Here is a 19,179-nt window from a genome sequence, read left to right as displayed (position 1 = left end):
CCTCAAGAACACAACTTGCGCTGACCATGCATCAAGCAACATACCGGCGCGGTCTCCACGCCGCCGGCAGACAGGCCCCGCGCGGGCCTCCCGCCAGTTCCGCTATGTCCTTGCGATTCCCCGTGCCCGGAGAGTAAGACAAAAGAGGTTTGACACTATGGCCATTGGCACGAAGAAAGTCCAGCGCAAGAACGTCCGCGCAACGTATGCCGCGGGCGCTGCGGCAGTGACAATCACTGCCCTCGCCCTGTCCGCGGCACCGGCCGTCCAGGCTGCGCCCGCAATGGCGCCCGCAGCGCTGACGGTTGGGTCCTACAAGCCGAGCGCGTCCACCACCGGTGTTCCGGCCGGAACGGCCCTGAAGCCGTACAACACCTCGGGTGCGGACCTCGTCATCACCAGGGACGGCACGGTCCTGGACGGGCTGGACATCTATGGCGACATCAAGGTCCGGGCCAAGAACGTGGTCATCAAGAACAGCCGGCTGCACGGCGGCAAGGCGATCCCGAGGTCCAACACCGGCGTCGTCGACGCCAACAACGCCGCCGTGGTCAACCTGGTGGTCCAGGACAGCACGATCGTCCCGGACAGGCCGTCCTACTACCGCGACGGCATCGTCGGCCACGACTACACCGCGCGGCGGAACCACATCCAGCGCTCCAACGATGGCCTGGGCATTTTCAACCGCCCGGGCGGCCCGGTGACTGCCAACGTCACGGCCGAAGCCAACTACATCCACGGGCTGACCTACTGGTCCTACGACCCTGCCCACAGCGACGGCACGCACAATGACGGCATCCAGGTCCAGGGCGGCCAGAACATCCGCATCGTCGGCAACAACATCGTGGCCAACTCCACGCCGGGCACCGGCAGCGCGCCGAACCCGCGCGGCACCCACGCGGGCATAGGCATCATGCTGCAGCAGAACGTTGCCAAGCTCGCCAACGTAGTGGTCGACAAGAACTGGGTGGATGACGGCCAATCGTCCATCAATATCGACAACGGCAAGTACTCGAACATCACGGTCACGGTCTCGAACAACAAGCTCGGCCGCAACCAGTTCGATTTCGGCAACGGCTCGAAGTACCCCGTCCGGGTTATCAACCGCGCCGCCAGTACCGTGGCCGGCCTGACCACCAGCAACCGCTGGGCCGACACCCAGGCCCTGCTGGTGGAAGGCAAGACCGGCGGCATCCGCTACAACTACTAGGATCCATGAGCGGGTCCTGACGGGCCGGATCCGGATAAGATCCGGCCCGTTTTGTGTGTCATCTGGCTTTCAGGCTCACGGTGGCGGACGTCTTGGCGTTGCCGAACGAATCGTTGGCCACAATCTTGTATTCATGGGTGGTTCCGGACGGCACGGAGTCGACGTGCTGCATCGTGGGACGGTACCAGAACCTGGACGAGACCCAGCGGGTGCTGATGATCTTCCCGTCCCGGTACAGCTTGTAGTTCAGCCTGGAGTTGTCACGGTCCCAGTTGGCCTGCCAGCTGATGCTGATCGTGCCGGATGAGGGCGATGCCAGCACGGGGTTTGTGGACGCGGCCGAGGACCTCGGCCCCTCCTTGTTCGGGGCGATGCTGGTTACGGCAAAGCGTGCAAGCCCCTGCTGCCCGCGCAGGTTGACGTTTAGGAATTCGCCGCCCATCACCACGTACTGATCATTTCCGGCAACGGTCCACGGCCCCTGGTTCTGGCCCGTGGCCGTCCCGGTGTCCATATCCGGGAACCACACGAGCAGCGTCGGCATGGGCTGGCCGGTGAAGCTCGGAAGACGTGAACTGGGCCGGGTCAGGGTCCCCGTCGCCGCCTTGCTGTAGGCGAGCGCCCGGTGCCAGGACCGGGGGTCGGTTTCTGGGAAACCGTCGATCTTCCCGCAGTCATGGGAGTGCCCCGCCTTGTACACCGCGGTGCTGCTGGCAAAGGTGCTGTAAGAGTCGCCCCGGCAGTCATCGATCCACTTGATGGCGAGGTTGGACCAGTTCGCGGCGAAGGATCCCTCGAGGTTCCCGGTGCCGCCGCTGTCAATGAGGATGAACGCCGTCCCGTACCAGCTGGTCCCGTCGCTCGAGAGTGACGTGATGGCCGCGTAGGTGCCGGCGTTGCGCACCACTTCGTTGGCCGGCGTTGGCAGGTTCTTACCGCCGACCGGGTCCACGGCGCCCAGGCCAAAGCCCGGCTCGCTGCTGCCGTTGAGCGTGGTGAAGGCCCCGCCGACAACCACCCTGCTGCGGTCGGGAGCCAGGACCAAGGCATTAACCCGTCCCCCGCCGGCCGCAGGCTTCCACGCCAGCAGGCCGCCGTCGGAAGCGCGGACCGCCGCCAGCCTCGATCTCACGGCGGATCCGACCGCGGTGAACGAGCCGCCTAGGTAGACCGTGGCCGGCGTGGCCACGATCGCGCGGACGGAGCCCGACATAGGCGGGGCCCAGCCGGGAATGAGGGCCCCGGTCGCCGGGTCGAGGGCCGCAACCTTCCGCACGGCGTGGCCGTTGACCTGGGTGAAGTCGCCGCCCACATAGAGCCGTTTGTGGTCCGGGGACGCCGTCACGGCCAGGGCCTGGGCATTGAGGGACGCCGTAAAGCTGGTGATGAGCTTTCCCGTGGTCAGGCTGAACGCCAGGATGTTTTTCCGGGCCGTCGTCTGCGTGCCGGCCGGGGCGCCGGCGGGGCGGGCAGTACTGAACTTACCCACGGCGTACACCGTGTCCGCGATGACGGTCTGCTGCCACACCACCCCGTCCACCTGGACCGTCGGCAGCGAATCCGCCGTCACCGTCACAGGGCTCGAGGGCAGGCTCGGGTCGGCGGGCGCGGAGTCCGCGGTTGCGCCCGGGGCGGCCGTAAAGGCCAGGGCTGTGGCCAGCGCAGCACTGGCACCCGCCCTCCAGACCCGGACCGCAGCCGGCCATCCGCGCCGCCATCGACGGAAACGGGGACCGCTCCGGGGCGGTTCTCCGTGGGCATGAAGCGCGGGCGCGCCCCCAGGCTTCCAGGACATCAGAATCCTCCTTCGCTCAGCATCGCCAATCCTTGAGTTACTTGAGTGACTTGCCCGGTTGCGGCTGCCCGTTCCCGGCCTTTCTGGTCTTACCTTCCATTCGCCCCGTCAGATGGGCCGCACATCGAGGTTGTCGAACCGTGCCAGCACCGGCGCGTTGGTCGCGGAGCTAGACAGGTAAGACAGGAGGCCCACGCCTCCCCCGCCCTGCAGGCCGGCGGTAGAGTCGGTGGCCGTGACGCTCCACGGTCCAGGCTCCGCCGCTCCCGTCCGCCAGGTCTTCGCCCGGAGCGTGGTGGGCGAGGCTCCCGAGACTTCCACCCTCAGCTGCAGCTGCTGGCCGGCCGCGAGCGTGATTCCCGGCGTGAACTGCCCGAGGACGGTCTCCGCACCGCCGGCGAGGCGGGTCAGCTGGAGCGTGGTGGCTCCGTTGGCCGCCACCTTGACCTTGCCGCGGTACTCGGCGGTTCCCACGCGCCGTCCGATCACTCCGAGGTAGGAGCCCCCTCCGTTGCCGATCTTGTCCAGCGATACCGTCACGAGCGAGTTGCTGGCGGCAGTGGAGACCGACGGCAGGAATGCTGACGGGCCCCGGCCTGCGGCCAGGTTCATGGTTCCTTGCCCTCCGCCGACCGAGAAGAACGACGCCGAGCCGTTCAGCGACCACGCTCCGCCGGTGTCCGCCGTTCCCCAGCCGGACGCCAGCGTCCGGCCAAAGGCGTCCTGCGCCAGGACCCCGCCGGAACTGACGGTGACGTCGTGGCTGACCGTACCGGTGGCGCCGCTGTTGTCCGTCACGGTCAGTGTCACGGTGTAGGTACCGCCGGACGCGTAGCTGTGCGACGCCGTGACGCCGGTGCCGGTGCCGCCGTCGCCGAAGGCCCACGAGTAGCCCGCGATGGTGCCGCCGGGATCCGAGGACGCGGCGGCGTCGACGTTCACCGTCAGCCCCGTGGTGCCGGCCGTGAAGGCAGCCGTCGGCGCGGTGCCGGAGGAGCCTGCGATGGTGATGCTGCGACTGTCTCCCGTGACGGTGTTTCCCAGCGGATCCCGGGCGGCGATCCTGTAGCTGTGCGCACCGGCGGCCAGTCCGGCGTCGTTGAACTCCAGGGCCGGGCGTTGCCAGAACGTGGACTGCGCGGAGACGGTATGCACCGGGACGGGGTTTCCGTCGCGCAGGACACTGTAGGCCAGGAACGAATTGTCGCGGTCCCAATTGGCCTGCCACTGCACCCGGACCCGCCCGGCGGCGGGGCTGGACAAGGTGGGCACGAACGCGGCCCCGGTGACGCGCGGGCCCTGCAGGTTGGGCGCCGCATCCCTGCGCGCAAACCGGGCCAGGCCCTGTTGCGGCTGCTGGTTGACGTTGCGGAACTCCCCCACCATCACCACATAGGTGTTGTTGCCGGTCACGGCCCAGGGGCCCTGGCTTTGGCCGCTGGCAGTTCCGTTGTCCATGTCCGGGAACCAGTTCAACAGCGCCGGCGCAGGCTGCCCGGTGAAGGAGGGGTAGCCGAGGGGATCCCGCACGAGGGTCCCCGTGGCGGCCTTGCCGAAGGCGACCGCCCGGTGCCAGACGCGCGGGGTGACCTCGGGGAATCCACCCAGGTTGCCGCAGTAGTGCGGGTGCCCGGCGACATAGACCGCGGTGTCAGTGGCGAAGGCACCGTAGGAATCGCCATGGCAGTCCTCTACCCATTTGATCCGGCCGTCGGACCAGTTGGCCGCGAAGGCGCCCTCCAGGTTGCCGCCCGTGCCGAAAATGTAGCCGGTGCCGTAGAAGCTCGTGCCGTCCGTGGACAGCGACAAAACCGCCGAGTCGGTTCCCGCGTCGCGGACCACGTCGTTGGCCTGCAGGGGCAGGTTGGCGCCGCTGAGCGCGTCCACCATGCCGAGCCCGTAGCCCGGGCGGGACGAGTTATTCAGCGTGGTGAACGCGCCGCCGACCACCACCCGTGCGCCCTCGGGAGAAAGGGCCAGGGCGTTGACCCGGCCGCTCGCGGCAACCGGCGCCCACGGCAACAGCGCTCCGTCCGCGGCGCTGACGGCCGCGAGCCGGGAGCGGGACGTGGTTCCGACGCCCGTGAAGGTGCCTCCCATCCACACGGTCCCGCCCGATGTCGCGATGGCCCGGACGGAGGCGTTCATCCTCGGCGCAAACGAACCGATCAGCGCTCCGGTCGCGGGGTCCAGCGCGGCGACCCGCAGGCGCTGCACGCCGTTGACGGACGTGAAATCCCCGCCGATGTACAGCCGGGATCCGTCCGGCGATGGCGCGACGGCGAGCGCCTGGGCATTGAGGACGGGCGCGAAGCCGGTAATGAGCCGCCCTGTGGTGATGTCGAAAGCCAGGATGTTGGCCCGGGCGGTCAACTGCGTCCCGGGGGCGGCGCCGAAGGGCCGGGCGTTGCCGAACTTGCCGACCACATAGACGGTGTTGCCGATCACGGCCGTTTGCCACGCCACGCCGTCGTGCTGGGCGGTGGGGAGGCTGTCTGCCGTGACGGTCACCGGGGTCTTGGGGTCGTTTGGGTCAAGGGGAGCGGAATCGGTGACGCCGTCGGGTGCCCACACGAGCGCCGCGGCTATGAACAGGGCCAGCGCAGCGGCCAGGGCACCCGCCACGGCAGCGGCGCGGCGGGTGCCCTGGCTTGTGGAGGAGCGGGCCCGCGCAGTGGTTGCGGGCTCCGCAGTGCTTCCGGTTCCGGCTTCTGTTCGCCACGTCATGGAATGATCCCTTCATCTGGAAGACGGGTACCCCTCCTCAGCCCGGCCCGTCCCGCGGTCAAGTCTTCAACGGCCCGCCCTCAGGTAGGCCGCACATCGAATTCGTCAAACCTCGCCTGCACCGGCGCGTTGCCCGCGGTGCTCCACAGGAAGGACATCAGCCCGACCGACCCGGCGCCCTGGAGCGTAGCCGAGGCGTCGCCGGCTGTGACGAGCCAGGATGCCGGTTCGGTGGCGCTATCGCGCCAGACCTTCGCCTGGAGGGCGGCGGGTGCCGCACCGGTCACGGTCATCCGCAGCCGGAGCTGGTCTCCTGCGGCCACGGTCAGGCCGGGCACCGTGACGGACTGCAGCGTGGTTTCCGTGCCGCCCACGAGCTTGGTCAGGTACAGGCTCGTACTCCCGGTGGAGGAGATCTTGAGCTTGGCCCGGTACTCGTCTGCCCCCGCCTTCCGCCCGATGATGCCGAGGAACATGCCGCCGCCGTTGGCGACCTTGTCCGTCGAGGTCTTGACCCGGACGTCCGCGGCCGGGACCGAGACTCCGGACAGGTAGGCCAGGCGCTGGGCTCCGGCCGTGCCCAGCGTCATGGAGCCAACCCCCGACGCCACGGCGTAGTTGCCCGCCGTGCCGGCGGCTGTCCAGGCCCCTCCGGTATCCGCCGTGCCCCAGCCCGGGGCCGCGGTCCGCCCGAAGGCGTCGGCGGCGATGGCCGAGTTGGGCGGCGGGTCTGTGACCGTGACCGTCGTCGTGGCGGTGCCGGTGGCCCCGTCGTTGTCCAGCACTGTCAGGACGACGACGTAGCTGCCGGCCGCGGCGTAGGTGTGCGATGGGGCGACGCCGGATCCAGTGGAGGCGTCGCCGAAGTCCCAGTCGTAGGAGGCGATCGTGCCGTCCGGATCTAATGTCCCGGCGGCGTCGAAGGCTGCGGTGCGGTTGGTGACCTTGGCCGTGAACTGCGCGGCCGGGGGCTGGTTTGGCTGCACCGAGACCTGCACGGTGTTTGTGCTGGACGCCCCGTCGTTGTCCGTGACCGTCAGGGTGACCGGGTAGGTTCCGCCGCTTGCGTAGCTGTAGGATGTGGTTTTCCCCGTTCCTGTGGCCGAGTCGCCGAAGTCCCAGGCGTAGGAGCCGATGGTGCCGTCGGGGTCCGCGGACGTCGACGCATCCACGCTCACAGTCAGCTGGCTGGTGGTGGACGTGAACGCCGCCGCGGGCGGTTGGTTCCCCGGCGGGGCCGTGGCCGTGATGGTCCGGGTGGTGCTCGTGGAGTTGCCGTCGCCGTCGGTCACGGTGAGTCGGACGGTGTAGGACCCGGCAGCCGCGTAGGCGTGCTGGGTGGTGACGCCCGTGCCGGTGCTTCCGTCGCCGTACGCCCAGGTGTAGGAAGCGATGGGTCCGTTCGGGTCCGAGGAGCCGGAGGCGTCGGCGCTGAGGCTCAGGTAGGTGATCGAGGAGGTGAAGGCTGCCGTGGGCGGCGTGGCCGGGACGGTGAGCGTGCGGCCGGAGGCGCGGTAGTGGTTTTGGACCTGCTGGAGGCCGAGGGCGGCGGGATAGAGCGCGACTTCGTCGATGTCGCCTTTGAGGCTGCCGCTGCTCGGCTGGCTGGGCCAGGTGCCCACCAGGTCCGATCCGATCCGCCAGTACCCGTCAAAGACCCGGCCCGAGGTGACGTCGGTGCGGAAGGCTGCCCGGGCGCCGTCGATGTAGAGGAACATGCCGCCGCCGCTGAGGGTGGCGGTGATCTGGTGCCACTGGCCGTCGTTGAACCCCGTGCCGCTGTTGATGCTCCGGACTGCCCCGTTCCAGAGGCCAAAGTAGATCCGGCCGGCGTCGTCCATGTAGACATTGCGGTCAGTGACCCGTGACGTGCCGCTGGCAACGTTGCCGAATCCGATGATTTTCCCGCCCGTTGTGCTGCTCGTGCGGACCCACGCTTCCGCGGTGAAAACGTCCGGCGCGCGCTGGAACGCGTTGTCCGCGGCGACTCCGTTGACGGTGCCGTCAAAGGTTCCGGCGCCGGCGGTTTCGCCGACGACGGCGCCGTCGCCCCGCAGCCCGGTTCCGGCAGCGGCTGCGAGGTCCTCGGCGCCGGCGGAATCCACCAGGGTGGGTCCGGAGGTGTCATTGAAGCGCCAGAAGTTCCCGGGGCGGTCAGCCTGGACGGCGTCGGCGTAGCCGCTGGCTGGCGTCGAGGCCGCGGCCGTGATCGAGACGGTGTCGGACCGGGACTCGTTACCGAGCGCGTCCGTGGCGAAGATCCGGTATCTGTAAGTCTGGCCCGGCACCAGCCCGGAATCGACGTAGCTCATGCCGGGCCGCTTCCAGAACGTGCTGTCCTGCGTGACGGTGTAGACAGGGGCGGCGGTGATGCCGTCCCGGATCACGCGGTAGGTGAGCCGGACATTGTCCGGGTCATGGTTGGCCTGCCAGCGCACCCGCACCGTCCCGGCTGCGGGCGAGCTCAGGGTTGGGTTGCTGCGGGCCCCGCTGAGGACCGGGCCGCGCGCGTTCGGTGCTTTGTCCCGGACGGTGAACCGGACGAGGCCCTGCTGGCGTACTCCGTTGACGGTGGTGAATTCCCCGCCCAGGACCACGTATTGTGCGTTGCCGGTGACGGCCCAGGCGCCTTGGTTCTGTCCGGTATAGGTGCCGGTGTCGAGGGCCGGGAACCAGTTGAGCAGCGAGGGTGAGGGCTGTCCGGCCCAGTTGGGGTAGCCGAGCGGGTCCCGGATGATGGTGCCTGTAGCGGCCTTGCTGAACGCGATGCCGCGTTGGAAGCTCCAGGGTTCGGTCTGCGGATAGCCGCCGACGTTGCCGCAGTAGTGGGCGTGGCCCACCTTGTAGATGACGTCGCCGGCCGGATAGACGGCGTAGGTGTCGCCGTGGCAGTCTTCCATCCAGGTGATCTGGCCGCCGTTCCAGCCGGCGGCGACCGTCCCTTCGAGGTTGCCGCCCGTGCCAAAGACGTAGCCGGTCGCGTAGACGTTGTCGGCGTCGCCGCTCAGGCTCGTGATGGCGGAGTTGACTCCCGCGTCCCGCACCCGCCCGTTGACGGCCCAGGGCAGGAGCCCGCCGTTGAGGGTGTCCACGGCGGCGAGCCCGTAGCCGGGATTGGCGGAGCCGTTGAGGGTGGTGAAGGCGCCACCGACCACCATGCGGGTGCCGTCAGGGGACAGGGCCAGGGCGTTGACCCGGCCGCCTTCCGCCGAGGGCGCCCAGGCTGTGAGGCCGCCGTTGGTGGCCTGGACGGCCGCCAGCCGGCTGCGCGCGGCTGATCCCACCGCGGTGAACAGACCGCCAAGGTAGACGGTGCCGGCGGTCGGCACGATCGCCCGGACGCTTGCGGCGACCTTGGGCAGGAAGGAGGGAATGAGCGCCCCCGTTCCGGGATCCAGGGCGGCGACCCGCCAGACGTTCGCACCGTTGACAGTGGTGAAATCACCGCCGACGTAGATCCGCGAACCGTCTGGCGATGCGGCGATGCTGAAAGCCTGGGCGTTCAGCACGGGGGCAAAGGGAAGCAGTTCGCCGGTGCTGAGGTTGTAGGCCAGGATATTGCGGCGGACCACGGTGTTGGTCCCGGCCGGTGAGCCCGCCGGCCGGGCGCTGCCGAAGCTCCCCGCCGCGTAGACGGTGTTGCCGACCACCACCTGCTGCCAGACGACGCCGTCGATCTGGGCTGTCGGCAGTGCATCCGCCGTCACCGTGGCCGGGTTGGCGGGATCGGCCGGCCCCGGCGGGACGCTGTCCGCCCCCGCCGGGGCCACTGCCGCCAGCCCCAGCGACAGCGCGAGCGCCGAAGCCGCCACGGCTGCCACGACCTTTTCCAGCAACCGTCGCGGGGCCGGGCCGCGGCCCCGCGCCTTTCCTGGCGCGGGTCCCTGCAGTGACTCCGGCATCGTCATGGCCTCCCCCAATGCCCTAGGCCTACGGGATCTTCACGGAGAGGGTGTCAAAACGCAACACCACCGGGAAGTTGGTGGACGATCCCGAGAGGTAACCGACGAGTCCTGCGCCGCCGGCCACCTGGAGCCCGGCCGTCGAGTCGCTGCCGTTCAGCTGCCACGCTGCCGGTTCGGCTGCCGATGCCCGCCAGACCTTCGCGCTGAGCGCCGTCGGTGCCGTGCCGGTCAGGCTGAGCCGGATGATCACGGGATCGTTCGGTGCCATGGTCAGGCCGGCAATCGCGAGGGGCCCGGCAATGGTCGTCTCGGCGTTGTTGATGACCCGGGTGAGGTACAGGGAGACGGCACCGTTGCTCCCGACCTTGATCTTGGCCCGGTAGTCGTTGTTGTTCGCCCGCCTGCCGAGCAGGGAGGCGAACATCCCGCCGCCGTCGGCGATCTTGTCGGCGGAGACCGTGACGGTTCCATCGAAGGCGGCGGTGGACACCGAGTTCAGGAACGCGCTCCGGCTGGCTCCGGCGGCCCCGAGGCTCACAGCACCGGAGCCGTTGTTCACTCCGAAGTTGGTGTTGCCTCCTGAGAGCGTCCAGGCTCCCCCGGTGTCCGCCGTGCCGAAGCCTCCGGTGACCGTCCGCCCGAAGGCGTCCGCGGCGACGACGGTGTTGGCCGCCGGGGCCGTGACGGTGACCGTGCGGCTGAGCGTGCCCGTGGCGCCGTCGTCGTCGGTCACCGTCAGGGTGACGGCGTAGCTGCCGGCACTGGCGTAGGTGTGCGACGCCGTCGCCCCGGTTCCGGTGCTTGCGTCACCGAAGTCCCAGGCATAGCCGGTGATGGTCCCGTCCGAATCCGCTGATTCCGAGCCGTTGAAGGAAGCGGCAAGGTCGGCGGCGGTCGAGGTGAACGCGGCGGTCGGGGCCACGTTCGCCGGCGGGGCCACCACGGTCACGGGATGCCCGACGCTCGCGGTGTTTCCGGTGTTGTCCGTCACCGTCAGCCTGACCGTGTAGGTGCCGCCTGCCGCATACGTGTGCTGCGCAGTCACGCCGGTGCCGGTGCCGCCGTCGCCGAAGTCCCAGGCGTAGGTGGCGATGGGTCCGTTGGCGTCCGCGGACGTGGTCCCGTCCACCGATGCCGTGAGTCCACTGGCCGCAGAGGTGAAACCGGCCACGGGCGGTGCGGGAGGGGCGTTGACCGTGCGGCCCGAGGCCACGAAGTGCGCCTGCACCCGCGACAGCGGCAGCACGGCCGGGTAGATGGCGACGTCGTCGATCTGGCCGTTCAGGTAGCGGCTGGTCGGACGGTTGGGCCAGCCGCTCAGGTTGTCGCCGCCGATGCGCCAGAAACCGTCGATCGGCCACGCGGACGTGGTGTCGGTCCGCCCGGCCGCGAGGGCGCCGTCGAGGAACAGCTGCATCCCGTTGGGGCCGAGGGTCGCCACGACATGGTGCCACTGGTTGTCGTTGAACGTCTTGGTTGTGCTGACGGTGATCCGGGAGGCGGTCCCGCTGGTGCCGGTTGGACGGACACCGAAGGAGAGCCGGCCGGCGTTGTCCATGTAGACGTTGCGGTCGAAGTCGGCCGAAAGTCCGGTCTGTGAATTGCCGTAGCCGATGATCTCGCCGCCCACGTTGGTGCCGGTCCGGAACCAGGCCTCGGTACTGAAGACCTGGGGGCGCATCGAAAGCGTCGGGCTGCTGGCCACGGAGTCGGTGGTGCCGTTGAAGGCGGCGGCGTTGTCTGCGTCCCCGGTCATCGCACCCGCGGCGCCGAAACTGACACCGGGCCGGACCATCAGATCGTCCTTGCCGGCGAGGTCCACGCCGGTGGCCCCGCCGGTTTCGCCGAGGCGCCAGTAGTTGCCAGGCTTGTCGGCCAGCACCTGCTGGGCGTAGCTCCCCGGTGCCGTGGTGGAGCCGGGGACCGTGATGGTGACGGTCTCGCTGCGGGCCTCGTTGCCGAAGGGGTCCCGGGCGAAGATGCGGTAGCCGTAACTCTGGCCGGCGGTCAGGCCTGAGTCCAGGAACGTCATGCCGGGCCGGTTCCAGAAGGTGGAGGCCTGGTTGACGGTGGAGATGACGGCGCCGTTGCGGCGCACCTCATAGGTGAGGTTCTCGTTGTCCTGGTCCCAGTTGGCCTGCCACCGGACCCGCACGGTGCCGGCGGCCGGGCTGGACAGTGTCGGGTTGAAGTTCACGCCGCTCAGCCGCGGCCCGCGCAGGTTCGGCGCGAGGCCGGTGCGCGGGAACCGGGTCAGTCCCTGCTGGGGCTGGTTGTTGATGGTGGTGAATTCGCCGGCCATCACGATGTAGTCGGCGTTGCCGGTAACCGACCAGGCGCCCTGGTCCTGCCCCGTGAAGGTGCCGGCGTTCAGGATCGGGAACCAGTTCAGGAGCGACGGTGCCGGGTTCCCGGCGAAGTTGGTGTACCCGTGGCTTTCGGCGGTCACCGTGCCGGTGGCCTTCTTGCTGAAGGCGATGCCGCGGTTGAACTGCCAGGGTTCGGCCTGCGGGAAGGCTCCGATGTTGCCGCAGAAGTGGGCGTGCCCGGCCAGGTAGACCGCGTCGCCCAGGGGCTGGATCGAATACGTGTCGCCGTGGCAGTCCTCGAGCCAGGTGGTGGAGCCATCGGACCACTTGACGGAGAACATTCCTTCCAGCGTGCTGCTGCGGCCAAAGGTGTAGCCGGCGCCGTAGACGTTGACGCCGTCGGTGGCGAGGGTGGTGATGGCGCCGGTCGAGCCGCCGTTGCGGGCGATGTTGTTGATCTGGAAGGGCTGGACGGCGCCGAGGGCCGTGTCCACCTTGGCCACGCCGTAGCCGGGGTTGCTGGAGCCGTTGAGGGAGGTGAAGGCCCCGCCCACCACCATGCTGGCGCCGTCCGGGGAGAGCGCGAGTGCGTTGACCCGGCCGCCGGCGGCAACCGGGTTCCAGGGCAGGAGCGCGGCGTTGGAGGCGCTCACGGCGGCGAGATTGCCGCGGGTCACGGAGCCGACGGCGTTGAACAGGCCGCCAAGGTACACCGTGGTGGACGTTGCCACGATCGAGCGGACCGACGCGGACATGCGGGGCAGGAAGCTAGTAATGAGGGCACCGGTAGCGGGGTTCAGGGCGACGGCCCGCCACACTGTGGAGCCGTTGTACGCGGTAAACGCGCCGCCGACGTACAGCCGCGACCCGTCCGGGGACGCTGCCAGTGCCGTCACCTCGCCGTTGAAGCTGGGCGCAAACGTGCTCAGCAGCTCACCGGTGGTGAGGTTGTAGGCCAGGATGTTGTTCCGCGGGACGGTGCCGGTGCCGGCAGCGGCGCCGGCGGGCCGTGCCTCGGTGAAATTGCCGCCGACGAACACCGTGTTGCCGATAATGACCTGGGCCCAGGCGACGCCGTTGATCTGGGCGGTGGGCAGGCCGTCGGCGGAGACGGTCACCGGGGTGGCGGGGCTGGCGGGATCCGCGGGAGCGGTATCCGCCGCGGCGGGCTGGCTGCCGACCAGTCCCAGCGAGAGGGCGACGGCGGCAGCCAGCAGCAGCGCCAGCAACTTTTTCGCGCCTGCCCGTGCACCCGTCAGGACGGTCGTGTAGGCGGTCTTGGCGGGTGCCGGTGCCGTCGTCGGTGCCGAGCCGGCGGGCGGCCCGGCCCCTCTCCTCCGAGCGCTCCCCAGCGTTGCGTTCCTGAGCATTTTCTTGTCCCCTTAGTTCGGTTGATGACTGACCGTGCTGGCACCCAGCGCGGCCACATCCTCGGCCGAAAAGAGGCCTCGAATGCAGTGATCGTTTTGGTTCTCTCCCACGTTTGTGCTCATGAGGCTCTGGCCTTGGCTGCCAGGAATGATCGGGAAGTGCCGGGGCACTGGCCCGATCTGGCGCACCGGGATTCCGGCGCGCAGGGCCACCCACTTCAGCCAGATGTCATCCGCGCGCGGGCACGAGGTCAGGAAGCCGTCCCCGCGCAGCCGCAGCGCCTCCAGCATCGCCGGCGGGTAGATGACGCCGGACACGCCGGTGGCGAAGTTTCCCGCCCGCACGGCCGTGTCACGGGCCCACGGCCAGGTCGAGTAGCCGGATACCTGGCCCCCCTCGATCCCCATGATGCTGACCCGGTACGCGCCCACGGTGCCGGGGTGGCGCTCGCCGGCGTCCACCAGCAGCGCCAGCCACTTCGCCGGGTAGACGATGTCGTCGTCGGCCGTCACGAGCGGCACGGTGTGCCGTGGCACGGATGAAACGTAGGGGTAGTACTTGGTGTGGGGTCCGTAATTGGACGCTCCGCCATTGGATGCCGCCCGGATTTCCAGGCCGCGGCGTTCAAGGCGCCGCAGTGACGCCGGGCACGCCGCGATGTCTTCAGGCGACTGCAGCCACAGCACAAGGCGCTGCGGCCGCACCGTGCCGCGGGCAATCGATTCCACCCCGAGCGACACCGTGCGGATCCGGTCACCGTAACTCGTCAGGGAGACGACCACCGGCGCGGATCCGGTGACGGGCCCGCGTGCCACCAGGTTGCGGACCTGCAGGTAAGCCACGGCGCTGGCGGCCCGCAGCCCTTTGCCCAACTTGCGTGCCCGCCGGACCATCCGGCGGGGAGCAGAGACCGGCGGGCCGCCCGGTGCCGGTGTCATGGCTTGTTTCCGGCCGGGGCACGGCCGGCGAACGTCGCAATGGGCGTCTCGGCTTCCAGGTTGAAGTGGATCGTCACGGTATCCCGCGCGTCGAGCGGCACGGCGAAGATGAACACTGCGACGCCGGTGGCCCCGGGTGCGACGCTGGCCGGGAAGGGCGCGGGGTCCGGTCCGCTGAGCTGGCTCGCCGGGGCATCGTCCTTGCCGTAGCTGACATCTACGAGCGCCCGGTCAAGCGCGAGCGGCGCCGCGGTGCTGTTGACCACGCTGATTTTGAACCGCACGGCGGGTCCGGCCACTTCGCCGATGCCGGTTGCCACGCCCTGGACGGCCGTCATGTCTGTGATGGTCGCCGACACGCCACCTTTGACGGTTTTCTTGGCTGTCAGCTCCACCGGGGCGGCCGTGGGCTGCGCGATCGCCGCGAGCTCCTGGTCCGTTTTGCCCTTCCGGTCCACGGGGGCCGGGTTGACCTCGGGCGGGCCGGACGGTTTCGTCGCCGTCGGCCGTGCGCCGGGGACGGCCGCCGGGTCCAGCGTTCCGGGGGCGGCGGCGGTGCTGGCGCTGCCCTGCCGGGCGGTATCGGGGCTGGCGGCCCCCTGCTGGGTGTTGGCGGGGTGGGCGGGGGCGCCGGCCGTGCTGTCCGGCCGGGCCTCCGGCGCCGCAGCGTTCCCGGCGGAATAGTTAAGCCCTGACGCCCACGCGACGCCGCCAATAGCCAGGAGCGCGGAGACTCCGAGCGACGTCGCCACCAGGCGCGTGCGGCGGCTGGTCATCCGGGGCTTGTCCGCGGGGGTGTTGGCCTGCTTGTTCATGGCCGGTCTCCCTTCGTGACGGGCTGCTCTGCCGGACGGGATATCGGCTGGACGGCGGAGAGTTCACGGAACCACTTCACTGACGCGAGCACGAGGAACCCGGCTGTGGCGGCGAAGATCAGCGTGTAGACGGTAAGGAAGACGGGCAGCACGCCGTAGCTGATGAAGGACAGACAGAGGACGCCGTAGTCCATCGGGATCACCAGCAGCGAACGGATCCAGGACCGCCCGCCGGGGTCCGCCACGGACACCCGTCCGCTTTGGCGCCGGAGTTGTTCGGTGAGGATCATGCCGAAGAACAGGACGGCGGACACGATTGCCGCACCCAGGGGAACCACGAGCCACCACCGGTCCACGGCGCCAAAGCGATAGAGTCCGACGGCGAGCGCGAGCGGCATTGTGGAGGTCTTCACGGCGTCGACCATGTGGTCCAGCCATTCCCCCGCGGGCGACCCGCCGCCCCGCATCCTGGCCACCTGGCCGTCGGCCGAATCACAGGCGTAGCCGACCACGAGGCACAGCGCCACACCGATGCCCAGCGCGCCGGAGGGCGGGAAGATCATCAGCAGGGCGATCCCGGCGAAGGTGAAGGCCGCGCTGATGACTGTCACCGCGTTCGGGCCCAGCCCTGCCTGCATCGCGGCCGCAGCCAGGAGCCGTCCCAGCCGGCGGTTGATGTAGCGCGAATACGCCGGTGCGCTGCGCGCGGCGGTTTTCTGCCCCACCGACAGGGCCCTCACGGTGTCCCAATAGCCGGCGGCGGCACTCTCCACGTGCGAATCGATGGCAGTCACTGGCCCGCTCCTAAGATTTGCTGGGCCGAGGCCGGGGCTGAAGGCCGCCGGTAGGCGCCGCGGGCCGAATGCGCCCGCAGGCGGGCGAGGTCATGGCAGAGCTCCTCATAGCCGTCGGTGACCAGGTCCCAGTTGTAGCGGTGCGCGATCAGCCGCGCTTGTTCTCCCCGCGCGGTCACATCGGAGCCGGGGCGCTCGGCGTCCGCGACCAGCCCGGCTACATCCTCTGGATCCGAAAAGTATCGGCCGGAGCTTTCCAGGACCTCACGATTGAAGCCGACGTCGAACGCGTTGGTGGCCGTTCCCGAGCCGATGGCCCGCAGAAGCGAGGGGTTCGTTCCGCCGACCGAGTGGCCATGCCAGTACACGAGTGCGTTGGCGTACAGCTGGTCCAGCAGTTCCTGGTCCCAGATCCCGCCGACGAAGCGGACCCTGGCGTCGGCCAGGGCGTGGACGGCGCTCGTGTAGCGGTTCGAATACGGCGCTGAACCCACGACGAGGAGCGGCAGCTGCGACCCGCTGCGGACGAACCCGTCCACAATCATGTGGACGTGGTTCTCCGGCTCGAAGCGGGCCACCACCAGGTGGTATGCCTGCGGTTTGAGGTCCAGTTGCCCGAGCTTGTCCGCGTTGCCCTCGGCCAGCAGCGGTGCGCCGTACGCGAGGTAAACGGTGTCGGCGTCGAATTTCTGCCGGTAGTAGGTCTGGATCCCGACGGCGTCGGCGATCAGCGCATCCGAGAGCTTAACGGCGAGCCGTTCCACGGCGAGGTAGTACTTCCGGCCGCCTTGGCCCCACTTGGCGCGTTTCCATTCCAGCCCGTCGACGTGGGTGGCCACCGGGATGCCCGCCGTCCGGAAAACCGGCAGGTAGGGTGCGTTGGCGGCGTTGAAGAGGATTGCCGCATCCGGCCGGTGCCGGAGCAGATGGGCGACCGACAGTCCGGTGTGGCTCAATGTCTCCAGGGACCGTTTGCGCATCGCCGGGAGGTGCACCAGTTCCATGCCCAGGTGCTCGGAGGGCTTGTCCGTGCCGTCCCCCGTGTCGCGGCAGTAGACGGTGATGCGGTGGCCGCGCTGCACCAGGCGCTGGCCGATTTCCTCGATGGCGGTTTCGAAGCCGCCGTAGCGGGCCGGGACACCACGCGTCCCCACCATGGCGACGTGCAGGCCGCTCACCGCCTCGCTCCTTGCCTGAGCTGCGACGGCGAGGCGGACTGGTTGATCAGTTCCAGGGCCGTGCGCAGGGCCGAACTGGAGGTGTGCACGGTGTACGGGAAGTAGATGACCTCGACGCCGACGGCGCCAAAGGCCGCCTGCAGCCGGTCGCCTTTCGCTGTGCCCCTCCAGTCGTCGCCCTTGAAGAAGACGTTGAAACGCAGTTCCTCCCAGACCTGGAGCTTGTCCGGGACAACTTCGGCGAAGACCTTGTCCACGTAGCCGATGCTGGCGACGATTTCCATCCTCTCGGCGAGGGGGACCAGAGGCAGCCTGCCCTTGACCTGCCCCAGGATTTCGTCGGCCACGACCCCGGCAATCAGGTAGTCGCATTGGCTCTTGGCGTGCTTGAGGATGTTCAGGTGCCCGATGTGGAACAGGTCAAAAGCCCCCGGGGCATATCCAATTTTGAGACCCATTGTGTTCTGCTGCCTTCCCGTTTGACGCCGGCCCAGTACCGGTGTGTAGTGCGAATAATGCGAATAGTGCGTTTAGTAGGCCCCCACCGGATGAAGAATGACTCTGAGCGTTCGCCAGAGGATCATGATGTCGCCGGTCAGTGACCAGTTCTCCACGTAGTAGAGGTCCCAGCGGATGCTCTCGTCCCAGCCCAGAGTGGACCGTCCGTTGATTTGCCACAGACCCGTAATGCCTGGCTTGATCAGGAGCCGCCGGCTCACATCCCCCTCGTAGCCCGCGACTTCACCGGGCAGCGGCGGCCGTGGCCCCACCAGGCTCATGTCGCCCTTGAGGACGTTCCAGAACTGCGGCAGCTCGTCGAGCGAATACTTCCTGAGCCAGTGACCGCAGGTAGTGATCCGGGGATCGTTCTTGAGCTTGAAAAGCAGCCCCGCCGCCTCGTTGCGGTCCTGCAGCGCTGCCAGGTCCTGTTCCGCGGTGGTGACCATGGAGCGGAATTTGATCATCTTGAACCGCTCGCCATTGCGTCCCACCCGTTCCTGGCGGAAGAACACCGGCCCTTTGCTGTCGCGGACGATGATCCAGGCCAGGGCGCAAAGCACGGGTGAGAGGATCAGCAGGGCCGCCGCTGATGCCACGATGTCCACGAGCCGTTTGAGCGTGTGCTTGCCGCCGGTGAACCGCGGCAGTTCCACGTGCATGAGGGGCAGGCCTTCGACGGGCCGCCAGTGGATCCTGGGACCTGCGACGTCGGTCAGGCTCGAGGCCAGGACGAGGCCTGCCCGGGTGCCTTCCAGGGCCCACCCCAGCTGCCGGATGGACCGGGTGCCGCCCTGGAGCGGTCCGGCCACCACCACGGCGTTGGCCCCTGTTTCTATGACCTTTCCTGCAACCGAGTCGACGTCGCACAGTACAGGAACCCGTTCGGCGGAAATTTTCAGGTGGTTCTCGGTGTAGCCGGCCGGCAAGGCGGCCCCCACGACTTCGTAGGCGGCCCCGGAAACTTTTCCGAACTGCCGGATCACGTATTCGACGTCCGCGGGTTCCCCCACGACGATCACTTTGGAAAGGTAGTGGCCAAAGAGCCTCTGCCGGTTCAGCCAGGCCCGCCATTGCCAGCGGTTGACTAACAGCAGCAGGGCACCGGCCGGAAGTGCGAGGGCGAAGTGGCTGCGGACCACATCGATTCCCAGGAGGATGACCATGATCGCGATGCCGCCGAACACGCTCAGGGTCGCGTCAAGGACCCGTTTGTATTCCTCGGAGCCGATTCCCAAGACTGTCTCTTCGCGGGTGCGGTGCACTTCAAGCGCCAGGACCCAGACCAGGAGGATGGCAAGGCTCGCGACCAAGTACGAGCCGCTGTCCACGCCGCGGGACAGAATGGGCTCGCCTAAGTCGAGGCGGAAAGCGTAGGCGGCCGCGACGGCGATCGCCACAATGGCGGTGTCCGTGAGCCGGAGCCAGCGACGATAGCGTTTGGCCCAGGACTTCCCTGAGTCGACACCAGCGGCGGCTGGGTCGTCGTGGCCCACGGCCGGGGCGGCGGTCCAAGGCTGGCCAAGCGAACCGGCGCTCGTGGCGAGCACTGGCGCTGGCCGGCCGGTCAAACGGCTCCCCGGCGACCGGTACCCCCTGCGGCGCTCATCGACGGCGCTCATTTCGGGTCCGCGCTTTT

11 protein-coding genes are annotated in these 19,179 nt (G+C 68.8%); 1 reads left to right on the top strand and 10 read right to left on the bottom strand.

All coding sequences use genetic code 11. The annotated features are described in order from the left end of the window. The first annotated feature begins 157 nt into the window (after nucleotides 1-157). Complete coding sequence (locus MRBLAR12_RS17100) at nucleotides 158-1,210, top strand: hypothetical protein (protein ID WP_229993200.1); 1,053 nt, start codon at nucleotides 158-160, stop codon at nucleotides 1,208-1,210. A gap of 58 nt (nucleotides 1,211-1,268) precedes the next feature. Here the strand turns inward: MRBLAR12_RS17100 and MRBLAR12_RS17095 are convergent, their stop codons facing one another. From MRBLAR12_RS17095 to MRBLAR12_RS17050, 10 genes are all read right to left on the bottom strand, one after another. Then, nucleotides 1,269-3,005 (bottom strand): hypothetical protein, encoded by a 1,737-nt coding sequence (locus tag MRBLAR12_RS17095; RefSeq protein ID WP_229993199.1) that lies wholly within the window; start codon nucleotides 3,003-3,005, stop codon nucleotides 1,269-1,271. A gap of 108 nt (nucleotides 3,006-3,113) precedes the next feature. Further along, entirely contained in the window at nucleotides 3,114-5,732 is a 2,619-nt protein-coding gene (locus tag MRBLAR12_RS17090; protein ID WP_229993198.1) for a PKD domain-containing protein, read from the bottom strand. Nucleotides 5,733-5,812: 80 nt separating this feature from the next. Then, nucleotides 5,813-9,640 (bottom strand): PKD domain-containing protein, encoded by a 3,828-nt coding sequence (locus tag MRBLAR12_RS17085; RefSeq protein WP_364747265.1) that lies wholly within the window; start codon nucleotides 9,638-9,640, stop codon nucleotides 5,813-5,815. A gap of 22 nt (nucleotides 9,641-9,662) precedes the next feature. Beyond that, nucleotides 9,663-13,316 (bottom strand): PKD domain-containing protein, encoded by a 3,654-nt coding sequence (locus MRBLAR12_RS17080; RefSeq protein ID WP_364747263.1) that lies wholly within the window; start codon nucleotides 13,314-13,316, stop codon nucleotides 9,663-9,665. Between the two features lie 12 nt (nucleotides 13,317-13,328). Then, nucleotides 13,329-14,255 carry a hypothetical protein gene (locus tag MRBLAR12_RS17075; RefSeq protein ID WP_229996221.1) on the bottom strand — a complete coding sequence of 309 codons (927 nt, stop codon included), beginning with the start codon at nucleotides 14,253-14,255 and terminating at the stop codon, nucleotides 13,329-13,331. Next, complete coding sequence (locus MRBLAR12_RS17070; protein WP_364747261.1) at nucleotides 14,252-15,070, bottom strand: hypothetical protein; 819 nt, start codon at nucleotides 15,068-15,070, stop codon at nucleotides 14,252-14,254. Before MRBLAR12_RS17070 ends, MRBLAR12_RS17075 begins: the two co-directional genes overlap by 4 nt. Next, nucleotides 15,067-15,864, bottom strand: a complete 798-nt coding sequence (locus MRBLAR12_RS17065; protein ID WP_229995033.1) for a CDP-alcohol phosphatidyltransferase family protein — start codon at nucleotides 15,862-15,864, stop codon at nucleotides 15,067-15,069. The genes MRBLAR12_RS17070 and MRBLAR12_RS17065 overlap by 4 nt, the downstream gene beginning before the upstream one ends. Further along, nucleotides 15,861-17,033 carry a DUF1972 domain-containing protein gene (locus tag MRBLAR12_RS17060; RefSeq protein ID WP_364747516.1) on the bottom strand — a complete coding sequence of 391 codons (1,173 nt, stop codon included), beginning with the start codon at nucleotides 17,031-17,033 and terminating at the stop codon, nucleotides 15,861-15,863. The genes MRBLAR12_RS17065 and MRBLAR12_RS17060 overlap by 4 nt, the downstream gene beginning before the upstream one ends. 5 nt (nucleotides 17,034-17,038) lie before the next feature. Then, the gene (locus MRBLAR12_RS17055) at nucleotides 17,039-17,500 is read right to left on the bottom strand and encodes an adenylyltransferase/cytidyltransferase family protein (RefSeq protein ID WP_229995032.1); all 462 of its coding nucleotides are present in this window, start codon (nucleotides 17,498-17,500) and stop codon (nucleotides 17,039-17,041) included. Nucleotides 17,501-17,572: 72 nt separating this feature from the next. Beyond that, the gene (locus tag MRBLAR12_RS17050; RefSeq protein ID WP_229995031.1) at nucleotides 17,573-19,162 is read right to left on the bottom strand and encodes a sugar transferase; all 1,590 of its coding nucleotides are present in this window, start codon (nucleotides 19,160-19,162) and stop codon (nucleotides 17,573-17,575) included. Nucleotides 19,163-19,179: the final 17 nt, after the last annotated feature.

This window comes from Arthrobacter sp. LAR12-1-1.1 (genome assembly GCF_040676555.1).
In the GTDB taxonomy this organism is placed as follows: Bacteria; Actinomycetota; Actinomycetes; order Actinomycetales; family Micrococcaceae; genus Arthrobacter.
The sequence above is the reverse complement of the archived record's forward strand: the minus strand, read 5'-3'. Positions and strand labels throughout refer to the sequence as shown.

Excerpts from the sequence above, each read along its gene's own strand:
- MRBLAR12_RS17070 (WP_364747261.1), bottom strand. The coding sequence starts at position 15,070 with ATGAACAAGCAGGCCAACACCCCCGCGGACAAGCCCCGGATGACCAGC.
- MRBLAR12_RS17090 (WP_229993198.1), bottom strand. The coding sequence starts at position 5,732 with ATGACGTGGCGAACAGAAGCCGGAACCGGAAGCACTGCGGAGCCCGCA.
- MRBLAR12_RS17085 (WP_364747265.1), bottom strand. The coding sequence starts at position 9,640 with ATGACGATGCCGGAGTCACTGCAGGGACCCGCGCCAGGAAAGGCGCGG.
- MRBLAR12_RS17050 (WP_229995031.1), bottom strand. The coding sequence starts at position 19,162 with ATGAGCGCCGTCGATGAGCGCCGCAGGGGGTACCGGTCGCCGGGGAGC.
- MRBLAR12_RS17055 (WP_229995032.1), bottom strand. The coding sequence starts at position 17,500 with ATGGGTCTCAAAATTGGATATGCCCCGGGGGCTTTTGACCTGTTCCAC.
- MRBLAR12_RS17075 (WP_229996221.1), bottom strand. The coding sequence starts at position 14,255 with ATGACACCGGCACCGGGCGGCCCGCCGGTCTCTGCTCCCCGCCGGATG.
- MRBLAR12_RS17095 (WP_229993199.1), bottom strand. The coding sequence starts at position 3,005 with ATGTCCTGGAAGCCTGGGGGCGCGCCCGCGCTTCATGCCCACGGAGAA.
- MRBLAR12_RS17100 (WP_229993200.1), top strand. The coding sequence starts at position 158 with ATGGCCATTGGCACGAAGAAAGTCCAGCGCAAGAACGTCCGCGCAACG.
- MRBLAR12_RS17080 (WP_364747263.1), bottom strand. The coding sequence starts at position 13,316 with ATGCTCAGGAACGCAACGCTGGGGAGCGCTCGGAGGAGAGGGGCCGGG.